Here is a 17,020-nt window from a genome sequence, read left to right on the forward strand (position 1 = left end):
TCGCCGGCGTCATTCCTGACGGTTAGCCTTCCATTCATAAAGTAGATCGAGCGCGGCGCGTGGGGAGAGCTCGTCCGGATCGAGTGCATCGATGGCCTCGAGCAACGGGTCGGGCTCGGGTTCGGCGAGCTCGGCCGGTGCTTCCGCCGCGAACAGGTCGAGTTGCGGCACCTCGCCCCCGGCGTGCGACTGCCATTCGAGTTTTTCCAGCAAACCGCGGGCGCGACGAATGGTGGGGCGCGGCAAGCCGGCCAGGCGGGCCACGTCGATGCCGTAGCTCTGGTTGGCCGGACCGTCCTTCACGCCATGCAGGAACACCAGCTCGCCGTTGTGCGTGATGGCCTCAAGGTGCACGTTGATCAGCGTCTCGAACTGCTCGGACAGGGTGGTCAGCTCGAAATAGTGGGTGGCGAACAGCGTCATCGCGCAGTTCTTCTGCAACAGGTGCTCGGCGACCGCCCAGGCCAGGGCCAGGCCGTCGAAGGTCGAGGTGCCGCGGCCGATCTCGTCGATCAGCACCAACGAGCGCTCGGTGGCGTGATGCAGGATCTCGGCGGTCTCGGTCATCTCCACCATGAAGGTCGAGCGACCGGAGGCCAGATCGTCGGAGGCGCCGATGCGGGTAAAGATGCGATCGATCGGACCGATCTCGGCCCCCTCGGCCGGCACGTGTGCCCCGGCGTGGGCCAGCAGCACGATCAACGCGGTCTGGCGCATGTAGGTCGACTTGCCGCCCATGTTCGGGCCGGTGATCAGCAGCATGCGCCGGTCGGGCGCCAGCTCGGCGTCGTTGGGCACGAACACCGCCTCGCTGTTGGCCTCGACCACCGGGTGGCGGCCCTGGCGGATATCCACGCCCAGTGCCTTGCGAAAGCTCGGTGCGTTCCAGCCGTGGCGTTCGGCGACGTCGGCCAGCGCGGCCAGCGTGTCGAGATCCGCCAGGGCATTGGCACGCCGGCGCAGCTCGCCCTGGTGGCCGGCCAGGGTGACTAGCAGCCCCTCGAAGCATTCACGCTCGCGGGCCAGCGATCGATCGCGTGCCGTGAGCACCTCCTGCTCGAAGGTCTTGAGGGTGTCGTTGGTGTAGCGCTCGACGGACTTGAGCGTCTGGCGACGGGTGAAGGTCTCCGGCATGCGTGCCGATTGGCTGCGCGGCACCTCGAAGTAGTAGCCGTGGACGCGGTTGTAGGCGAGCTTGAGGTTGTCGATGCCCGACTGGCGCCGCGCATCCTCTTCCATGGCGGTGAGCGTGGTGTCGGCGCGTTCGGACAATCCGCGCAGGCGGTCGAGTTCCTCGTCGAAGCCGCTCGCAATCACCCCACCGTCGCGCAGCCAGACCGAGGGCTTCTCGGCAATCGCGGCATCCAGCAATTCGCGCACCTCGGGCAGATCGGCCAGCTCGTCGATCAGCGTGGTCAGCAGCGGTTGGTCACAGGCGGCAAGGGTAGCGGTCAGCGAGGGCAGCTGGTGCAGCGAGTCGCGCAGGGCGGCCAGATCGCGCGGCCGGGCCGTGCCCAGCACGATGCGCGTGGTGATCCGCTCGATGTCGTTGACCTGGCGCAGGGCGTCGAACAGGGTGGTCGGCAGGTCGCGCTCGCGCAATTCGCCGATCGCCTGGTGTCGGGCGGCCAGCTGATCGTGGTCGCGCAACGGGCGGGCCAGCCATTCGCGCAGGCGGCGTGCGCCCATGCCGGTGGCGGTCCGATCCAGCAGTCCGATCAGGGCCCCGTCAGGGCGCCCCTGGCTGTCCTCGAACAGCTCCAGGTGGCGGCGGGTGTGCACGTCGAGCAGGAGGGCGTCACTGGTCTGCTCGACGGCCAGGCCGTCGATGTGGCCCAGGTGTGTCTTTTGCGTGTCGTTGACGTATTGCCACAGCGCACCGGCCGCACCCAGGGCCGCATCCAGTGCCTGGCGGTTGTCGGCATGGATGCCGAAGCCGGCCAGGTCCCGGGTGCCGAACTGGGCGCACAGCCGCTCGGTGGCCGTCTCGCTGGAGAAGTGCCAGACCGGCCGTTCCCGGCTGAATCCCTCGGCGCGGAACAACCCATCGGTCAGTGCCTCGATGCGCAGCCCCTCGGGCAGCAGCAGCTCGCGCGGGTCGACGCGGGCCAGCTCGGTGGCGAGCTCGTCCGGCCCGTTGGGCGCCATGATGGCAAATCGGCCGCTGGAGAGATCCAGGTGCGCCAGACCCAGCCGTTCACGGCCCCGCGACCGGGTGCGGGCCACTGCCACGAGACGATGCGCCTGGCGCTGCTCGAGCAGGGCCTCGTCGGTGACCGTGCCCGGGGTGACCACCTTGACCACCTCGCGCTTCATCGGCCCCTTGGCCTGCACGTCGCCGACCTGCTCGCAGATGGCGACCGACTCGCCGGCCTTCAGCAGGCGTGCCAGGTACGACTCGTAGGCATGCACCGGCACGCCGGCCATCGGGATGGGTTCGCCGGCCGAGGTGCCGCGTTGCGTCAGGTTGAGATCGAGCAGTCGGGCGGCGTGGCGCGCGTCCTCGAAAAACAGCTCGTAGAAGTCGCCCATACGATAAAAGAGCAGCACGTCGGGGTAATCTTGTTTGATCCCGAGAAACTGCTGCATCATGGGCGTATGCGCGCTGAGAGGGTCCGCGTCTCCGGCTGGGGCGGGTCGGGGCGATGTCGGTTTCGTCATGCGCGGCATTGTAACCAAAACCCCGGCCCCGAATTGATTCGGGATCGGCCGGTGGCACGAGGGATAAGCAAGCAGGATGGTCGATCAAGACAACGCGCAACCGATGCCGCGACCGCCGGCATGGAACGGCACCGATGCGATGACCGACGGCGGTCTCGATCGTGGCTCACGCATCCGCTGTCTGGGCGAAGCGCTGGCAACGCGCGGCCTGCGCCTGGCCGTGGCGGAGTCCTGTACGGGCGGGCTGTTGGCGGCGAATCTCACCGACCAGGCCGGCAGCTCGTCCTGGTTCGAAGGCGGCTGGGTCACCTACAGCAACCGGGCCAAGCAGCGCGACCTGGCCGTACCCTCGTCGCTGTTCGCCGAGGTGGGTGCGGTGTCGGGCGAGGTGGTCACGGCCATGGCCCGCGGTGCGATCGAGCGGGCCGATGTCGACTACGCCGTGGCCATCAGTGGCGTGGCCGGGCCGGGTGGTGGCAGCGACACCAAGCCGGTCGGTACGGTGTGGATCGGTTGGGGGTATCGCGCACCCACGGGTTCAGATGCCACTCAAACCGGTGCCACCACCTTCGCGAGCCGCTTTCGTTTCCCCGGAGAGCGGCAGGCCGTGCGCGAGGCGGCGGTCGAGGCGGCGCTGCAAGGGCTCTGCGCCCATCTGGGCGGCAAGGGCTGGAGTCAGCAGGTCGCCAGCGAATGGTCATCGGCCCACTGGCCGGCCGCTGGCCTCAAGTGGTCGGAGGACTGAGTTGTGATGAATATTGACCCGGCCACCCACCGCCTCGACAGCGCCCGCTATGTCCTCTCACCCAATCACGACCAGCGTCCCCGTGACGAACGCATCGAACTGGTGGTGATCCACGGCATGTCGTTGCCGCCGGGCCAGTATGGCGGCACGGCCATCGAGCGGTTCTTCACCAACGAGCTCGATCCGGCAGAGCACCCGTACTTCGAAGAGATCCGCGATCTGCGTGTGTCCGCCCACGTGGTGATCTATCGTGACGGTTCGGTCACGCAATTCGTGCCCTTCGACCGACGCGCCTGGCATGCCGGGCAGTCGCGCTTCGGCGAGCGCATTCGCTGCAACGACTTCTCCATCGGCATCGAGCTCGAAGGCACCGACACCGAGCCCTACACGGCCGTGCAATACGAAGTGCTCGGCAAGGTGTTGGCCGCGATCAAGCGCGCCTACCCGACGGTGAATGCCGTGCGCGGTCACAGCCATATCGCCGCGGGTCGAAAGACCGATCCCGGCCCCGCCTTCGACTGGGGGCAGCTGGCATCCCGGTTGCCCGAGGGGGTCGCCACCGCATGACATCCTGTTCCTATCCATTCCACGTGGAGGCATCCACGCGATGAAACTCCTGGTCCTGATCCTCGTCGTCGCCATCGATCGGTTTCTGGAATTCTTCCAGCGCTGGCGTGCCGATCGGTGGCCGCATCGCGCCACGATCGAGGTGTTCGACACGTTGGCCGGGATGATCGGCTCGACGGCCGCGCGCCTGATCGTCTGGTTGCTGCTGCCGGTGGTCTTGCTGGTCTGGCTGGGGCCGGGCGGTGATGGCTGGATCGGCTGGCTGGTATCACTGGTCGTGCTGTTACTGGTGATCACGCCGCGCAATACCTCGGAGATCAACCGTCAGTTGCTGGACGCCGCCGCCCGCGATGATCAGGAGACCGTCGAATCCGCGCGCCGGGTGCTGTTCGACGAGACGCCCGTCGACCCGGCCGGGGCGACCACGCGGCAGACCGGCGAGCGCATCATCGTGCTGGCCTTCAGCGAATGGTTCCTGGTGCTGTTCTGGTTCGTGCTGCTGGGTCCGGCCGGGGCGTTGTTCTATCGACTGACCGAATGGCTGGCGCGCGAGGAGGGCGTAAAACGTCGGGACGGTGAAGAGCAGCCCGAGCCGGCGCAAACGGGCTGGCTGCATCGCGGCCAGCGCAAGGTGCATGCGCTGATGGTCTTGCCGGCGGCGCCGGTGTTCACCGTGCTGATGCTCTTGGCGGGGTCGTTCCAGCGCGGCCTGAGCGCTTGGCGCGGAGACGCGGCGCAAGGCCGCGAGCACGGGGCCCTGGATGACTGGGAGGCCGGATCGATCGGCCTGATCGCCCGGGTCGGTCACGCGGTGATCGATGTCGAGCGGGCCGACGAGTGCCTCGACCAGAACGCCTGCCTGGCCGACCAACGCACCTGGTATCGAGCCGCTCACGCCATCGTGTGGCGGGCGCTATTGTTTGGGTTGGCCCTGGTGGCCGTGCTCACCATGATTGGCTGGGTGCCGTGACGTGATGAAGGTGTCAGCAATGGGTGATAACGCGTTGCGTTAATATAAGCGCGGCTGTATTCTCGGATCATGATAGTTGGCTTCGCTTGCAAGGATACGCAACGGGTGGCGAGCGGCCGGTTTTCGAAACGGCTTCCGCAACAGATTCAGCGCCGGGCAAAAATGCGCCTGGACCGAATCGATGCAGCGCGAGACCTCGATGATTTGCGCGTGCCGCCGTCCCACCGACTCGAGCCCTTGTCCGGGGATCGGCTCGGCTTTCACAGCTTGCGCATCAATGACCAATGGCGGATCGTTTTCCGGTGGGAGCAGGGCGGCGCCCATGACGTGGCTATCGTGGATTACCACTGAGAGGGGAGTCGGGATGAACAACAGTATTGACCCAATCCATCCGGGCGAACACCTGGCCGAGTTTCTCGATGACTTCGGGGTTACGCAATATCGCCTTGCCAAGGAAATTCACGTTCCGGCAAGACGGATCAACGAAATCGTGCTTGGACGGCGTGGGGTCAGTGCCGACACGGCGCTCCGGTTGGCGCGCTTTTTCGGTACCAGCCCCGACTTCTGGATGAACCTGCAGGACAAGTACGAACTCGAAGTGGCTCGGGCACGATCAGGGGACGAAATCGACCAGATCATCACGTGTTCGGCTTGAGTGGCTATGCCCCCGGGTTTTCCTTCGGGGGCGTCCATCGTGCTTTTTGACGCCGGGCCGACTGATAGAATCCCGCCTCGACTTCCAGCGGCGAGTGTCCATGATCACCCAGACCACCCCGGCCACCCGAATTAACCTGATACGCCACGGCGAACCCGTCGGCGGCCGTCGTTTTCGTGGCGACGCCGTCGACGATCCGTTGAGTGAACTTGGCTGGCAGCAACTCGAGCGTCGCCTGGCGATGATCGAGGCACGTGGCGAGGGCGACTGGGACGTCATCGCCACCTCGCCGATGCGCCGCTGCCGAGCCTTTGCCGCCTCGGTCGCCGAGCGTCGCGGGCTTGAACTGGTCGTCGACCCCGACCTGCGCGAGATCGGTTTCGGTCCCTGGGAAGGCCTGCGGCATGCCGAGATCCCCGAGCGCTATCCCGAACAGCACGCGGCCTTTCTCGCCGATCCGGTCGACGGCCGCCCGCCCGGCAGCGAGCCGATGGCCGATTTCTTTGAGCGCGTCACGCGCGGGCTGGCCCGCCTGGAGACCAATCACGCCGGCCAGTCCGTGCTGGTGCTCTCGCACGCGATCGTCATGCGGGTCGCCTGTGCCTGGGTGCTGAATGCGCCGATGGCGGCGATTGCACACGTGGAGACCGAATACGCCGCCATGCTCTCCATCCGCCACAACCATCGCGGCCGGCGGTTGCTCGGCCTAGATAATGGCCTGCCGGGTGACGGGGCGTGACGCGGCGGGTTGTTGATGTCGAGCTGGGTGTATTGGGCCTTGAGCCGCTCGATGCACCGGGCGATGACCAGAGCGGCTTTTCACGCCCCATCTGGACCTGGCCGAGAGGAGGAGAGGAGGGTTCCGAGACGGACGTTTCCCCACTGGCCCATCTGCTCGATGGTCGCTTTCAACGCGGTGCGTCGACCGATGAAGGCTCTCCCGAGGTCGCCTGCGACGATCCCGATGCGCTTGCGCTGGCGGCCGTGGACGGGGCCGCGTCAGTCGCCGCGCCACTTGGCACCCGGAGCCCTGTCAACGCGCTCGCTCGCGCCCTGGGTGATTGGTGTCTTTCCGGCGGTACGCGGGCCGGGTTTGCCGAGCAAGTTGCCGGCTGGCGCGCGCAGGGTTTCGAGCGGCTGCTGTGTTTCGATCCCGTTCACCTAAAGCCCGAGACCGACCATGCCATCGTGCTCGGGCCGCGTTTTCTCGCATTGAGCGAAGCCGAACTCGATGGCCTGCTCGATGACCTCAATCCGTGGCTTGCCGACGACGGCATGCAAGCGGTCCGCATCGGTCGTCAGACCTACTTGCTGGCGCAGTTGCGCCCGGACGGAATCGGCCCGGCAAATGCTGACTTGCAACGGGGCGGGGCGCCGCTGGCCTGCCTGTTGAACCGCAATGCGGGGGTGTTCCTCAACGAGGAGCGCAGCGACCCCGTGCTGCGCCAATGGCTGACCGAGTTGCAGATGTGGCTCTACCCGCAACCGCTCAACGACCGCCGCGCCGCACAGGGCCAGCCCATCCTGAGCAGCTTCTGGCCGCACGGACTGAGTGCCTTGTCCGATGAAATGCCGTCACCGCCGGCCGGGGAGCGATTGATCCTGACCGACTCGCCCGCCGTGATCGCCGAGTGCGATGCCAGCGTGTGGCAGGGCGACGAAGTGGGTGCGGCAAGCGAGGCGATTCGTGCCGGCCGGCCCGTGCGCGTGCTGCTGACCGAAGCGGCGTGGTGTCGACTGGAAGGCGACGTTGGCGGCTTCCAACAGGAACTGGCCCGCATCGATGCCTGGCTTGAGCGATTGGAGACCGAGTGTCCGGGCGTGCGGGTTCGCCTGGACGATGGCCAGGGCGGGGTATGGCAGCCGGAATCCGGGTGGAAACGCACCTGGCGCCGACTGTTGCAGCGGGTGGGCCGATGACCGCTGAGGCAAAGGCCAATCCGAAGACTGCACGCCTGCTGGGTGTCGCGAGCATCCGCCGGCGTCAGGCGCCCGAGCCCGGCGAGGCCTTGGCGCATCTCAATCCCCGGTTGGCCCGCGTGCTGGCCGCGCGTGGGATCACGCAGGCCGCGCAACTCGATCACCGCCTGCAGGCGGTCCTCCCGCCGGCCGGCCTGCCGGATCTGGACGAGGCGGCTCGACTGCTCAGCGATGCCATCGAGCGCCACGAATCTATCCTGGTAGTCGGTGACTTCGATGCCGACGGCGCGACCGCCACGGCCTTGTGCCTGCGCGGTCTGCGCGCCATGGGTGCCGAGCGGGTCGACTTCCTGATTCCGGATCGCCAGCGCCACGGCTACGGGCTGAGCCCGGCGCTGCTCGACGAACTCGATGCGCCGCCGGCGTTGATCCTCACAGTCGACAACGGCATCAGTGCCCACGACGGGGTTGCCGCGGCCAAGGCCGCCGGGTCGCGTGTGGTGGTCACCGACCATCACCTACCGGGCGACACGCTTCCCGCCGCCGATGCCATCGTCAATCCCAACCGCACCGATGCCGTCTTCGGCTCGACCGCGCTGGCGGGCGTTGGCGTGGCCTTCTACCTGCTCGCCGCCGTGCGTGGCGAACTCGACCGGCGCGACTGGTTCGCCACGCGTCAGCGACCCAATCTCGCCAATTGGTTGGATCTCGTGGCCCTGGGCACCATCGCCGACGTGGTCGAGTTGGATGACAACAACCGCCGCCTGGTCGCCCAGGGGCTTTCCCGCATCCGCTCCCACGCCTGCGCGCCGGGCATCCTGGCGCTGTTCGCCGTCGCCGGGCGCGATCCGCGCGAGGCGCAGTCCAGCGATCTGGGCTTTGCCATCGGCCCGCGGCTCAACGCCGCCGGACGGCTGGAGAACATGAGACTGGGGGTCGAATGCCTACTCGCCGACGATGCGGCCGAGGCCCGCCGGCTGGCTGGCACGCTCGATCAGATCAATCGGCAACGCCGCGATGTCGAGGCCAACATGCTCGACACCGTCGCCGCCGACCTGGATCGGGCGATGGCGGGGCAGGGCGATACGCCGCCGTCAAACCCGGCCGACTGGGTGCGCTTCGATCCGGGCTTTCACCCCGGCGTGATCGGCATCGTTGCCGGGCGCTTGAAGACCCGCTGGGTGCGCCCCGTGTTCGTCTTCGCCCCGGCCGAGATCGGTATCAATGACGGCCGGCTCAAGGGCTCCGGTCGCTCGATCCCGGGCATCCACCTGCGCGACCTGCTGGTCGAGATCGACGCCCGACACCCCGGCCTGATCGACGGCTTCGGCGGGCACGCCATGGCCGCCGGACTGTCACTCGATCGCGCCCGACTCGATGCCTTTCGCCAAGCCTTCACGCAGGCCGTCGCTCGCCATCACGAGCGCCTACCCGACGGCCGAGAAGTGATCACCGACGGCCCCTTGGAAGCCGCGGACCTTCATCTGGATTTCATCGACACCCTCGACCACCACGGCCCCTGGGGCATCGGCTTTCCCGAACCGCTGTTCGACAACACCTTCGAGGTGCTCGAGAAAACCGCCCTGAAGGACGGCAAGCACTGGCGCCTGTCGGTGCGCCTGCTCAACCAACCGGATGCGCGACCCGTCGATGCCATCTGGTTCCGCGCCCCCGACCCGCTCCCCCCCGGCCGCCACTGGCAGATCGCCTACCGCCCCGTCGCCGACAGCTTCCGCGGCCGCAAACGCCTCAAGCTTTTTATTGAGGCCGCGCTGCCCGTCGGCGGGTGACAAACGTCGCCCGATCCCCGTAGGAGCGGCTTCAGCCGCTAAATATCAACGATCCCGCCCACGCGACAAGCGGCACGAAAGGCGGGCTCAATGGGGTGGTCGTTGACACCGATTGTTGGACTGAAGTCCAACCCACAATCGCTCGCTCGATGAGGCGAGGGACCCTGTGGGTCGGGCTTCAGCCCGACAATCCGCCCTTGGAGGGCGGATGGACAAGGACTCAGGGCAACGTGGTCGAGATAAAGTCGGCCCTGCGGTCGAACGTTGGACTGAACTCCAACCCCAAATCGGGCTCTGACACTGAGTTCTAGCCCGTCAAGCCTGATTTGTTCCCTGTTGAAGCGGTGAGCTTGAAGTCCACAGGACGTAAAACCCGTGATCGTCACATGAAGATTCTCGTAACGGGCGGCGCCGGTTTCATCGGCTCGGCGGTCGTCCGCCACATCATCACCAACACCGCCGACGAGGTGGTGAACGTCGACAAGCTTACCTATGCCGGCAATCTGGAGTCGCTGGCATCGGTTGCCGACGATCCCCGCTACCGGTTCGAGCAAGTCGACATCGTTGACCGGGCTGCGCTGGCGGATGTGGTCTTCCGGCATCGCCCCGACGCGGTCATGCACCTGGCGGCGGAAAGCCATGTGGACCGATCCATTGACGGGCCGGCGGCGTTCATCGAGACCAACATCATCGGGACGTACACCCTGCTGGAAGTCGCGCGAGCCTACTGGAACGAATTGGACCACACGGGCAGGGAACGTTTCCGGTTCCACCACGTCTCCACGGATGAAGTCTACGGTGATCTCGAGGGTTCAGAAGGGCTGTTTTCCGAGCAAACACCCTATGCGCCCAGCTCGCCGTACTCCGCGTCCAAGGCCAGTTCGGATCACTTGGTGCGGGCCTGGCAGCGTACCTACGGGTTACCGACGCTGATGACCAACTGCTCCAACAACTATGGCCCCTACCAGTTCCCGGAAAAGCTGGTGCCGTTGATGATCCTCAATGCCCTGGAAGGCAAGCCATTGCCGGTCTACGGCAAGGGTGAGCAGGTGCGCGATTGGCTCTACGTGGAAGATCATGCCCGGGCGCTGTACACCGTGCTGACTCATGGCGAGATCGCTGAGACCTACAACATCGGTGGTCACAGTGAGAAGCGCAACATTGACGTGATCCACGCCATCTGTGAGTTGGTAGACGAGAGGAGGCCTGCCTCCTGTGGCCTCACACGTCCCGCGTCCAGCTTGATTACGTTCGTCGCGGACCGCCCGGGTCACGATCTGCGCTATGCCATCGACGCCGGGAAGATCGAGCGGGAACTCGGATGGGCACCTGAGGAAACCTTTGAGAGCGGCCTGCGCAAGACCGTGGCCTGGTACCTGGATAACCTCGACTGGTGCCTCCGTGTGCAGGACGGCAGTTACCGAGGCGAGAGGCTCGGGGTCCGAGCATGAAGATCTTGCTGCTCGGCGCGAACGGGCAGGTTGGGCGCGAACTTTCGCGCACCTTGCTCTCGCTTGGTGATGTGGTGGCACTTGGTCGCGAGCAACTCAACCTGGCTGTGCCGGAACTTATGCGGCCGCGACTGTTCCACGAGCGGCCCGACATCATCGTCAACGCGGCGGCTTATACCGCGGTCGATAAGGCGGAACAGGAAGAAGGTCTCGCCAGGGCGGTCAATGCCGAGTCCGTGGCAGAGATGGCTGCGTATGCCAACGATACGGGCGCGTTGGTAGTGCACTACTCCACGGACTACGTGTTCGACGGCTCAAAGCAAGGTGCTTACCAGCCAACCGATGCGACAAATCCGCAAAACGCCTATGGGCGCACAAAACGAGCGGGCGAAATTGCGTTGCAAGAAAGCGGTTGCGGCCACCTGATTTTCCGCACGAGCTGGGTGTATTCCGCGCGTGGGCAGAACTTCATCAAGACCATTCTGCGGCTGGCCTCGGAACGTGAGGAGTTGCAAGTCGTAGCCGATCAGATTGGTGCGCCAACGTCGGCCTCGCTGATCGCCGACGTTACCTCGCTTGCACTAGCGGGATTACGAAAGGATGAATTTTCAACCGGGATCTATCACCTCACCGCGAGCGGCGCGACAACCTGGCACGGCCTGGCCTGCCGAATCGTTGAGCGTGCGATCGCCAATGGGCGGAAGCTGCGACTTCGTGGCTCTGACATTCATGCGATTGGCACAGCGGACTTCCCGACGCCGGCAACCCGCCCGGCGAACTCGTGCATGGACTCGAGCGGCCTCGAAGAGGCGCTAGACCTGCACTTTCCTGATTGGACCATTGACGTCGATCGGGTGGTCGACTGGATCACGAAGGAAAACGCATCCTGATGAAGAGAAAAGGCATCATTCTGGCGGGCGGTTCGGGCACCCGGTTGCACCCGGCGACATTGTCCGTGAGCAAGCAGTTGCTCCCCGTGTACGACAAGCCACTGATCTATTACCCGCTGAGCACCCTGATGCTGGCGGGCATCCGCGACATTCTCATCATCTCCACGCCTCAGGACACCCCTCGCTTCGAGCAGCTACTCGGTAATGGTGAACAGTGGGGACTCAACCTCCAGTACGCCGTCCAGCCCTCACCGGATGGCCTGGCCCAGGCATTCCTGATCGGCGAGGAGTTCATCGGCAACGACCCCTGTGCGCTGGTGCTGGGCGATAACATTTTCTATGGCCACCACTTCGATGACTTTCTGGGCAAGGCCATGGCCCGCCAGGACGGTGCCACGGTGTTCGCCTACCACGTTCATGACCCCGAGCGTTATGGCGTGGCTGAGTTCGATGCGGATGGAAAGGTGCTGTCGCTGGAGGAAAAGCCCAAGAAGCCGAAATCAAACTATGCAGTGACCGGTCTCTACTTCTACGACAACGACGTGATCGAAATGGCCAAGGCCCTTAAGCCCTCGGCGCGCGGCGAACTGGAAATCACCGATATCAATTGTGCCTACATGGGTGTGGGCAAGCTCAACGTCGAGATCATGGGGCGCGGTTACGCCTGGCTCGACACGGGCACTCACGAGTCGCTGTTGGATGCCGGTCAGTTTATCGCCACGCTCGAGCAACGACAGGGGCTGAAGGTGGCCTGCCCGGAAGAAATCGCCTTCCGAAAGGGCTGGATCGGAAGGGAACAACTCGAAGAGCTTGCCTCACCGTTGCTCAAGAGCGGGTACGGCCAGTACCTGAAACGCCTACTCAACGAAACCGTGTTCTGATCGCTAATGTAGGAGCGGCTTCAGCCGCGACGAATAAGGGCACGCCGCCGTTCGCGCCTAAAGGCGCTCCTACAAAGGAAGAAAGAACCGTAGGAGCGGCTTTAGCCGCGAAGGACGTCTACCGCAGCCGGATCGCGCCTGAAGGCGCTCCGGCAAGGGAAAGGAAAGCCGTAGGGCCGCCTTCAACCGCATGAACCGCAATCCAATATCGCAACGACCAGAACACCACAAACACACCATGCAATCTACTCCCCTCGCCATCCCCGACGTCATGCTCATCGAGCCGCATGTGTTCGAGGACGAACGTGGTTTTTTCTATGAGAGCTACAACCAGAAGGCCTTTGAAGAGGCCGTCGGCTATCCCGTCACCTTCGTCCAGGACAACCACAGCCTCTCAGTCCGGGGCACCTTGCGTGGCCTGCATTACCAACTTGCGCCGCATCCTCAAGGCAAACTCGTGCGCGTAACGGCAGGCGAAGTATTCGACGTGGCCGTGGACGTCCGCAAGAACTCACCGACCTTCGGTCAGTGGGTGGGTCAAACACTTTCGGCCGACAACCGTTGCCAGATCTGGATTCCACCTGGCTTTGCCCATGGCTTTCTGGCGACCAGCGATGTGGCCGAGGTCCAGTACAAGTGCACGGATTTCTACGCCCCTGGTTGCGAGGCCAGTATCCGCTGGGACGACGCTGAACTCGGTATTGATTGGCCGATCCAGGGCCAGCCATTGCTCTCCGTCAAGGACGCCCATGCCCCGTCGTTCGGCGATGTGCGGACCTTCAATGATTGAGTGAGAGTTGGTACAACCGCATGCTCGGCAGCGCCCCGTTGATGTCATCCAGTGCAGCCGGATCACGTCTCACAATTAGGCTGTCGCTCCGTTGCCGATAGCTTTCTCGGTCGAAAGCGCCTTGAACTGTGTGTCGAGACGGCGTTGCCGATCAGCTTTTAGACACCTGTAAATCAGTATCTTTCATACTAAAGCTGCTGAAACGGTCAAGGCTCCCTGGGTTGTTCTGCCGCCTTACACCCCGCAGCGCCCCCGTCATTCCCGCGAAAGCGGGAATCCAGAGCACGAAGCCACCAAACGCGGCTCCGGATCCCCGTTGTCCCGGGGATGACGAACTCGCGACCGGCACTCGCGGCCGAATCGGGCTCTACCCGACGAGTCTCTCGAGGCCGTCCGCTCGACTGCTCATTGCTCACCAGAGAAGACCTTCTGGCCTAAAATCCCCCCTCAGAGCCACTTCATTGAGATACAATCCCGCGCTATTCAATCCGAGTTAAATGGGAAACGGATTCATGTGCGGAATCGTCGCAGCGGTAGCCGAACGGCAGGTGGGGCCCATCCTTCTGGAAGGATTGCGTCGCCTGGAGTACCGCGGCTACGACTCGGCCGGGGTGGCATTGCTGGATGAGCAGCAGGGGCTCGCTTCGGCGCGTGCCGTGGGCAAGGTCGCCGCCTTGGCCGAGAAGCTTGAAGCCACCCCCATCAGCGGCCAGCTCGGTATCGCCCACACCCGTTGGGCGACCCACGGTGTGCCGGTCGAGCGCAATGCGCACCCGCATATCGCGCCCAATGGCGATCATGGCCGGGTGGCGGTGGTGCACAACGGCATCATCGAGAACTTCGCCACGCTCAAGGCCGAGTTGGTCGACGCGGGCTGCACGTTCGCGTCGGATACGGATACCGAGGTCATTGCGCACCTCATCCACCATCAACTCGAGCTCGGCCTCTCGCCGGAGGCGGCCTTCCACGCCGCCGTGGATCGCCTGCAGGGTGCCTTTGCGTTGGCGGTGGTCATTACCGATGCACCCGAGACGCTGTTCGTCGCCCGCCAGGGCAGCCCGCTGGTCATCGGAGTAGGCATCGGCGAGCACTTCGCCGCCTCGGATGCCCTCGCGCTCCTGCCGGTCACCCAATCGTTCATCTACCTGGAAGAGGGCGATCGGGCGGTCATCACCCGCGAGCGGCTGGCTATCAGCGATGCGGCGGGAAACTCGGTTGAGCGTCCGGTGCGGCAGTCGGCCCAGCGGGCGGAAAGCGCCGATCGGGGGCGGTTTCGCCACTTCATGCTCAAGGAAATCCACGAGCAGCCGCAGGCCATTGCCGACACCCTGGAAGGGCGGATCGCCCACGGCCATATCCTGCCGGCGGCGTTCGGCGTCGGCGCCGACGAGATCTTCGCCTCGGTCGAACGCGTGCAGATCATCGCCTGCGGCACCAGTTACCACGCCGGCATGGTGGCCCGTTACTGGTTCGAGGACATCCTCCGCTTGCCCTGCGCCGTCGAGGTGGCCTCCGAATTCCACTACCGCAACCCGGTAGTCAGCCCCAACACGCTGATCGTCGCGCTGTCGCAGTCCGGCGAGACCGCCGACACCCTCGCCGCCATCCGCATGCTCAAACGCGAGGACCCGAAGCGCCCGGTGCTCGCCATCTGCAATGCCCCCGAATCCTCGTTGGTACGCGAGTCGGACTTGGTGCTGATGACCCGCGCCGGCCCGGAGATTTCGGTGGCCTCCACCAAGGCATTCTCCACCCAATTGGTCTCTCTGGCCCTGCTGCTCCTTGCCATCGGGCGTGCTCTGGTTCACTGGCCTGTCCGGGGCTGGCAAGTCGACCATTGCCAACGCGCTGGAGAAGAAGCTTGCCGCACTAGGGCAGCACACCTATCTGCTCGACGGCGACAACGTGCGTCACGGGCTAAACCGGGACCTGGGCTTCACCGACGTCGACCGGGTGGAGAACATTCGCCGGGTTGCCGAGGTGGCCAAGCTCATGGTGGACGCCGGCCTGATCGTGTTGACGTCGTTCATCTCCCCGTTCCGTTCCGAGCGCGAGATGGCGCGCGGCATGCTTGAAGAGGGCGAGTTCGTCGAGATCTTCGTCGACACCCCGCTGGAGGTCGCCGAGGACCGCGACGCCAAGGGGCTGTACAAGAAAGCACGCCGTGGTGAGTTGAAGAACTTCACCGGCATCGATTCGGCCTACGAGAAACCCCAAGCGCCGGATCTGCACATCAAGGCGGCCGAACTGTCGGCCGACGAGGCCGCCGACCGCATCCTCGCGTTCCTGAAGGAGCGCGGCATGATCACCGCCGTCTGATGGCAGGAAGCGTAATGAAAATCGACACGGCATTGCTGGACGAAGTCACCGCCATCGCCGAAGAGGCGGGGCGGGCGATCATGACCATTTACGCCCGTGATTTCTCCGTGGAAGAAAAGGCGGACAAGAGCCCGCTTACCGAGGCCGACCAGGCGGCGCACGATCTGATCAGCGAACGGCTCGGCCCGTTGCTCGGCGGTGTGCCGATCCTTTCGGAGGAAGACGTGGGCGGCTTTGCCGGTCCGGATGCCGATGGGCGCTATTGGCTCGTCGATCCACTGGACGGCACCAAGGAATTCATCAAGAAGAACGGCGAATTCACCGTCAATATCGCGCTGATCGAGAACGGTCGCCCGCGCCTGGGCGTGGTTCATGCGCCGGACCTCGGGCGAACCTACATCGGCTGGCCGGGCGAAGGTGCCTGGCGAACCGATGACGGGGGGCAGCGCGAGATCACCGTCGCGGAAAACCATGATGGCGCGTGGCGAGTGGTCGGCAGCCGCTCACACGCCAGTCCGAAGATGGCCGAGTGGCTCGAAGAGCTGGGCGACCACGAGATGGTGCCCATGGGCAGCTCGCTCAAACTCTGTCTCGTTGCGGAGGGCGCGGCCGACGTCTATCCGCGCCTCGGCCCGACCAGCCTCTGGGACACCGGCGCGGCGCAGGCCGTGGTCGAGGCCGCAGGCGGAAAGGTGCTCGATCCGCAGGGTCAAACGCTGGACTACTCGCACACCGGTCAGGTGCTTAATCCGCATTTCTTGGTCCACGGGAAGCGCGTCATCAACTGGCCAACCCTGGGATGATGCTTCCCCGCCGCTCGCTTGGCTGACCGAGTAAGCAAGTCGGCCTAGCGGCCGACTGTTGGACTGAAGTCCAACCCAAAAAGGCGCACCAAACCCTGTGGGTCGGGCTTCAGCCCGACAATACGCCCGGGAGGGCGGATGGCAAAGTTGTAGCGAGTATTTTCAAACCAACAGCAACCATCAGCAATGCATTCGTCATGGAAGATGAGTCATGCCTTACAACGATCTGCTCCGCGGACGGTACTCCGAACCCGGCCAGGAGTATCTGGTCACGGCGGTCACCGATAAGCGAAAGCCTTACTTCGAATCGTTTGACGTCGCCCGGCTGCTAACCCATGCCTTTCGCCAGTCTCATGAGTCGGCACAGGCCGAATGGCTCGCGTTTGTCGTGATGCCCGATCACTTTCATGCATTGGTGCGACTCAGGCAGGAACCTTTGGCCACCGTGATGCGGGCAGTTCGCGGCTCCAGTGCCCGGCGGATCAACAGATCACTCGGCCTCTCTGGTCGGGTGTGGCAGCCCGGTAGCGTCCCGGGAAGTGGTGTAAATCTGGCGGGGTGAGGAGGCCACCGTGGCC

General features: G+C 64.8%; 16 protein-coding genes and 1 pseudogene. 16 read left to right on the forward strand and 1 reads right to left on the reverse strand.

Annotated elements, in window-relative coordinates; genetic code table 11:
• Positions 1 to 9 precede the first annotated feature (9 nt).
• On the reverse strand, positions 10 to 2,592 hold the full coding sequence (mutS, locus tag D5687_RS05300) for a DNA mismatch repair protein MutS (protein WP_125198724.1): 2,583 nt from the start codon (positions 2,590 to 2,592) through the stop codon (positions 10 to 12).
• 145 nt (positions 2,593 to 2,737) lie between these two features.
• On the opposite strand from mutS, the gene D5687_RS05305 reads away from it, so the two are divergent.
• The 16 genes and pseudogenes from D5687_RS05305 to D5687_RS05380 all read left to right on the forward strand — a co-directional run bounded on the left by D5687_RS05305 (position 2,738) and on the right by D5687_RS05380 (position 17,004).
• A complete protein-coding gene (locus tag D5687_RS05305) occupies positions 2,738 to 3,406 on the forward strand; it encodes a CinA family protein (RefSeq protein WP_240031425.1) in 669 nt (222 codons plus the stop codon).
• A gap of 6 nt (positions 3,407 to 3,412) precedes the next feature.
• Positions 3,413 to 3,973 (forward strand): 1,6-anhydro-N-acetylmuramyl-L-alanine amidase AmpD, encoded by a 561-nt coding sequence (gene ampD / locus D5687_RS05310; protein ID WP_125198725.1) that lies wholly within the window; start codon positions 3,413 to 3,415, stop codon positions 3,971 to 3,973.
• 40 nt (positions 3,974 to 4,013) lie between these two features.
• Positions 4,014 to 4,943: a regulatory signaling modulator protein AmpE gene (gene ampE, locus D5687_RS05315; RefSeq protein WP_125198726.1), complete on the forward strand. Its 930-nt coding sequence runs from the start codon at positions 4,014 to 4,016 to the stop codon at positions 4,941 to 4,943.
• A gap of 162 nt (positions 4,944 to 5,105) precedes the next feature.
• Positions 5,106 to 5,294, forward strand: coding sequence for a type II toxin-antitoxin system RelE/ParE family toxin (locus D5687_RS05320; protein WP_370271305.1), 189 nt, complete (start codon positions 5,106 to 5,108; stop codon positions 5,292 to 5,294).
• Positions 5,295 to 5,307: 13 nt separating this feature from the next.
• Complete coding sequence (locus D5687_RS05325) at positions 5,308 to 5,598, forward strand: HigA family addiction module antitoxin (RefSeq protein ID WP_125198728.1); 291 nt, start codon at positions 5,308 to 5,310, stop codon at positions 5,596 to 5,598.
• Positions 5,599 to 5,698: 100 nt separating this feature from the next.
• Positions 5,699 to 6,337, forward strand: coding sequence for a histidine phosphatase family protein (locus D5687_RS05330; RefSeq protein ID WP_125198729.1), 639 nt, complete (start codon positions 5,699 to 5,701; stop codon positions 6,335 to 6,337).
• Positions 6,334 to 7,518 (forward strand): hypothetical protein, encoded by a 1,185-nt coding sequence (locus tag D5687_RS05335; RefSeq protein ID WP_125198730.1) that lies wholly within the window; start codon positions 6,334 to 6,336, stop codon positions 7,516 to 7,518. Before D5687_RS05330 ends, D5687_RS05335 begins: the two co-directional genes overlap by 4 nt.
• The gene (gene recJ / locus D5687_RS05340) at positions 7,515 to 9,308 is read left to right on the forward strand and encodes a single-stranded-DNA-specific exonuclease RecJ (RefSeq protein ID WP_125198731.1); all 1,794 of its coding nucleotides are present in this window, start codon (positions 7,515 to 7,517) and stop codon (positions 9,306 to 9,308) included. Before D5687_RS05335 ends, recJ begins: the two co-directional genes overlap by 4 nt.
• A gap of 386 nt (positions 9,309 to 9,694) precedes the next feature.
• Positions 9,695 to 10,759, forward strand: coding sequence for a dTDP-glucose 4,6-dehydratase (gene rfbB / locus D5687_RS05345; protein ID WP_125198748.1), 1,065 nt, complete (start codon positions 9,695 to 9,697; stop codon positions 10,757 to 10,759).
• Positions 10,756 to 11,649: a dTDP-4-dehydrorhamnose reductase gene (gene rfbD, locus D5687_RS05350; RefSeq protein ID WP_125198732.1), complete on the forward strand. Its 894-nt coding sequence runs from the start codon at positions 10,756 to 10,758 to the stop codon at positions 11,647 to 11,649. Before rfbB ends, rfbD begins: the two co-directional genes overlap by 4 nt.
• Positions 11,649 to 12,530 (forward strand): glucose-1-phosphate thymidylyltransferase RfbA, encoded by an 882-nt coding sequence (rfbA, locus tag D5687_RS05355; protein WP_125198733.1) that lies wholly within the window; start codon positions 11,649 to 11,651, stop codon positions 12,528 to 12,530. Before rfbD ends, rfbA begins: the two co-directional genes overlap by 1 nt.
• 238 nt (positions 12,531 to 12,768) lie before the next feature.
• Positions 12,769 to 13,320, forward strand: coding sequence for a dTDP-4-dehydrorhamnose 3,5-epimerase (rfbC, locus tag D5687_RS05360; protein ID WP_125198734.1), 552 nt, complete (start codon positions 12,769 to 12,771; stop codon positions 13,318 to 13,320).
• A 512-nt stretch (positions 13,321 to 13,832) separates the two neighbouring features.
• A pseudogene (glmS, locus tag D5687_RS05365) lies at positions 13,833 to 15,113 on the forward strand (glutamine--fructose-6-phosphate transaminase (isomerizing)); the annotation flags it as partial.
• A 1-nt stretch (position 15,114) separates the two neighbouring features.
• Entirely contained in the window at positions 15,115 to 15,639 is a 525-nt protein-coding gene (gene cysC / locus D5687_RS05370) for an adenylyl-sulfate kinase (protein ID WP_304999856.1), read from the forward strand.
• A 14-nt stretch (positions 15,640 to 15,653) separates the two neighbouring features.
• Complete coding sequence (gene cysQ, locus D5687_RS05375; RefSeq protein WP_125198735.1) at positions 15,654 to 16,442, forward strand: 3'(2'),5'-bisphosphate nucleotidase CysQ; 789 nt, start codon at positions 15,654 to 15,656, stop codon at positions 16,440 to 16,442.
• Positions 16,443 to 16,653: 211 nt separating this feature from the next.
• Entirely contained in the window at positions 16,654 to 17,004 is a 351-nt protein-coding gene (locus tag D5687_RS05380; RefSeq protein WP_125198736.1) for a transposase, read from the forward strand.
• Positions 17,005 to 17,020 lie beyond the last annotated feature (16 nt).

Origin of the sequence: Guyparkeria sp. SCN-R1 (assembly GCF_003932495.1) — a bacterium.
Classification (GTDB): Bacteria; Pseudomonadota; Gammaproteobacteria; order Halothiobacillales; family Halothiobacillaceae; genus Guyparkeria.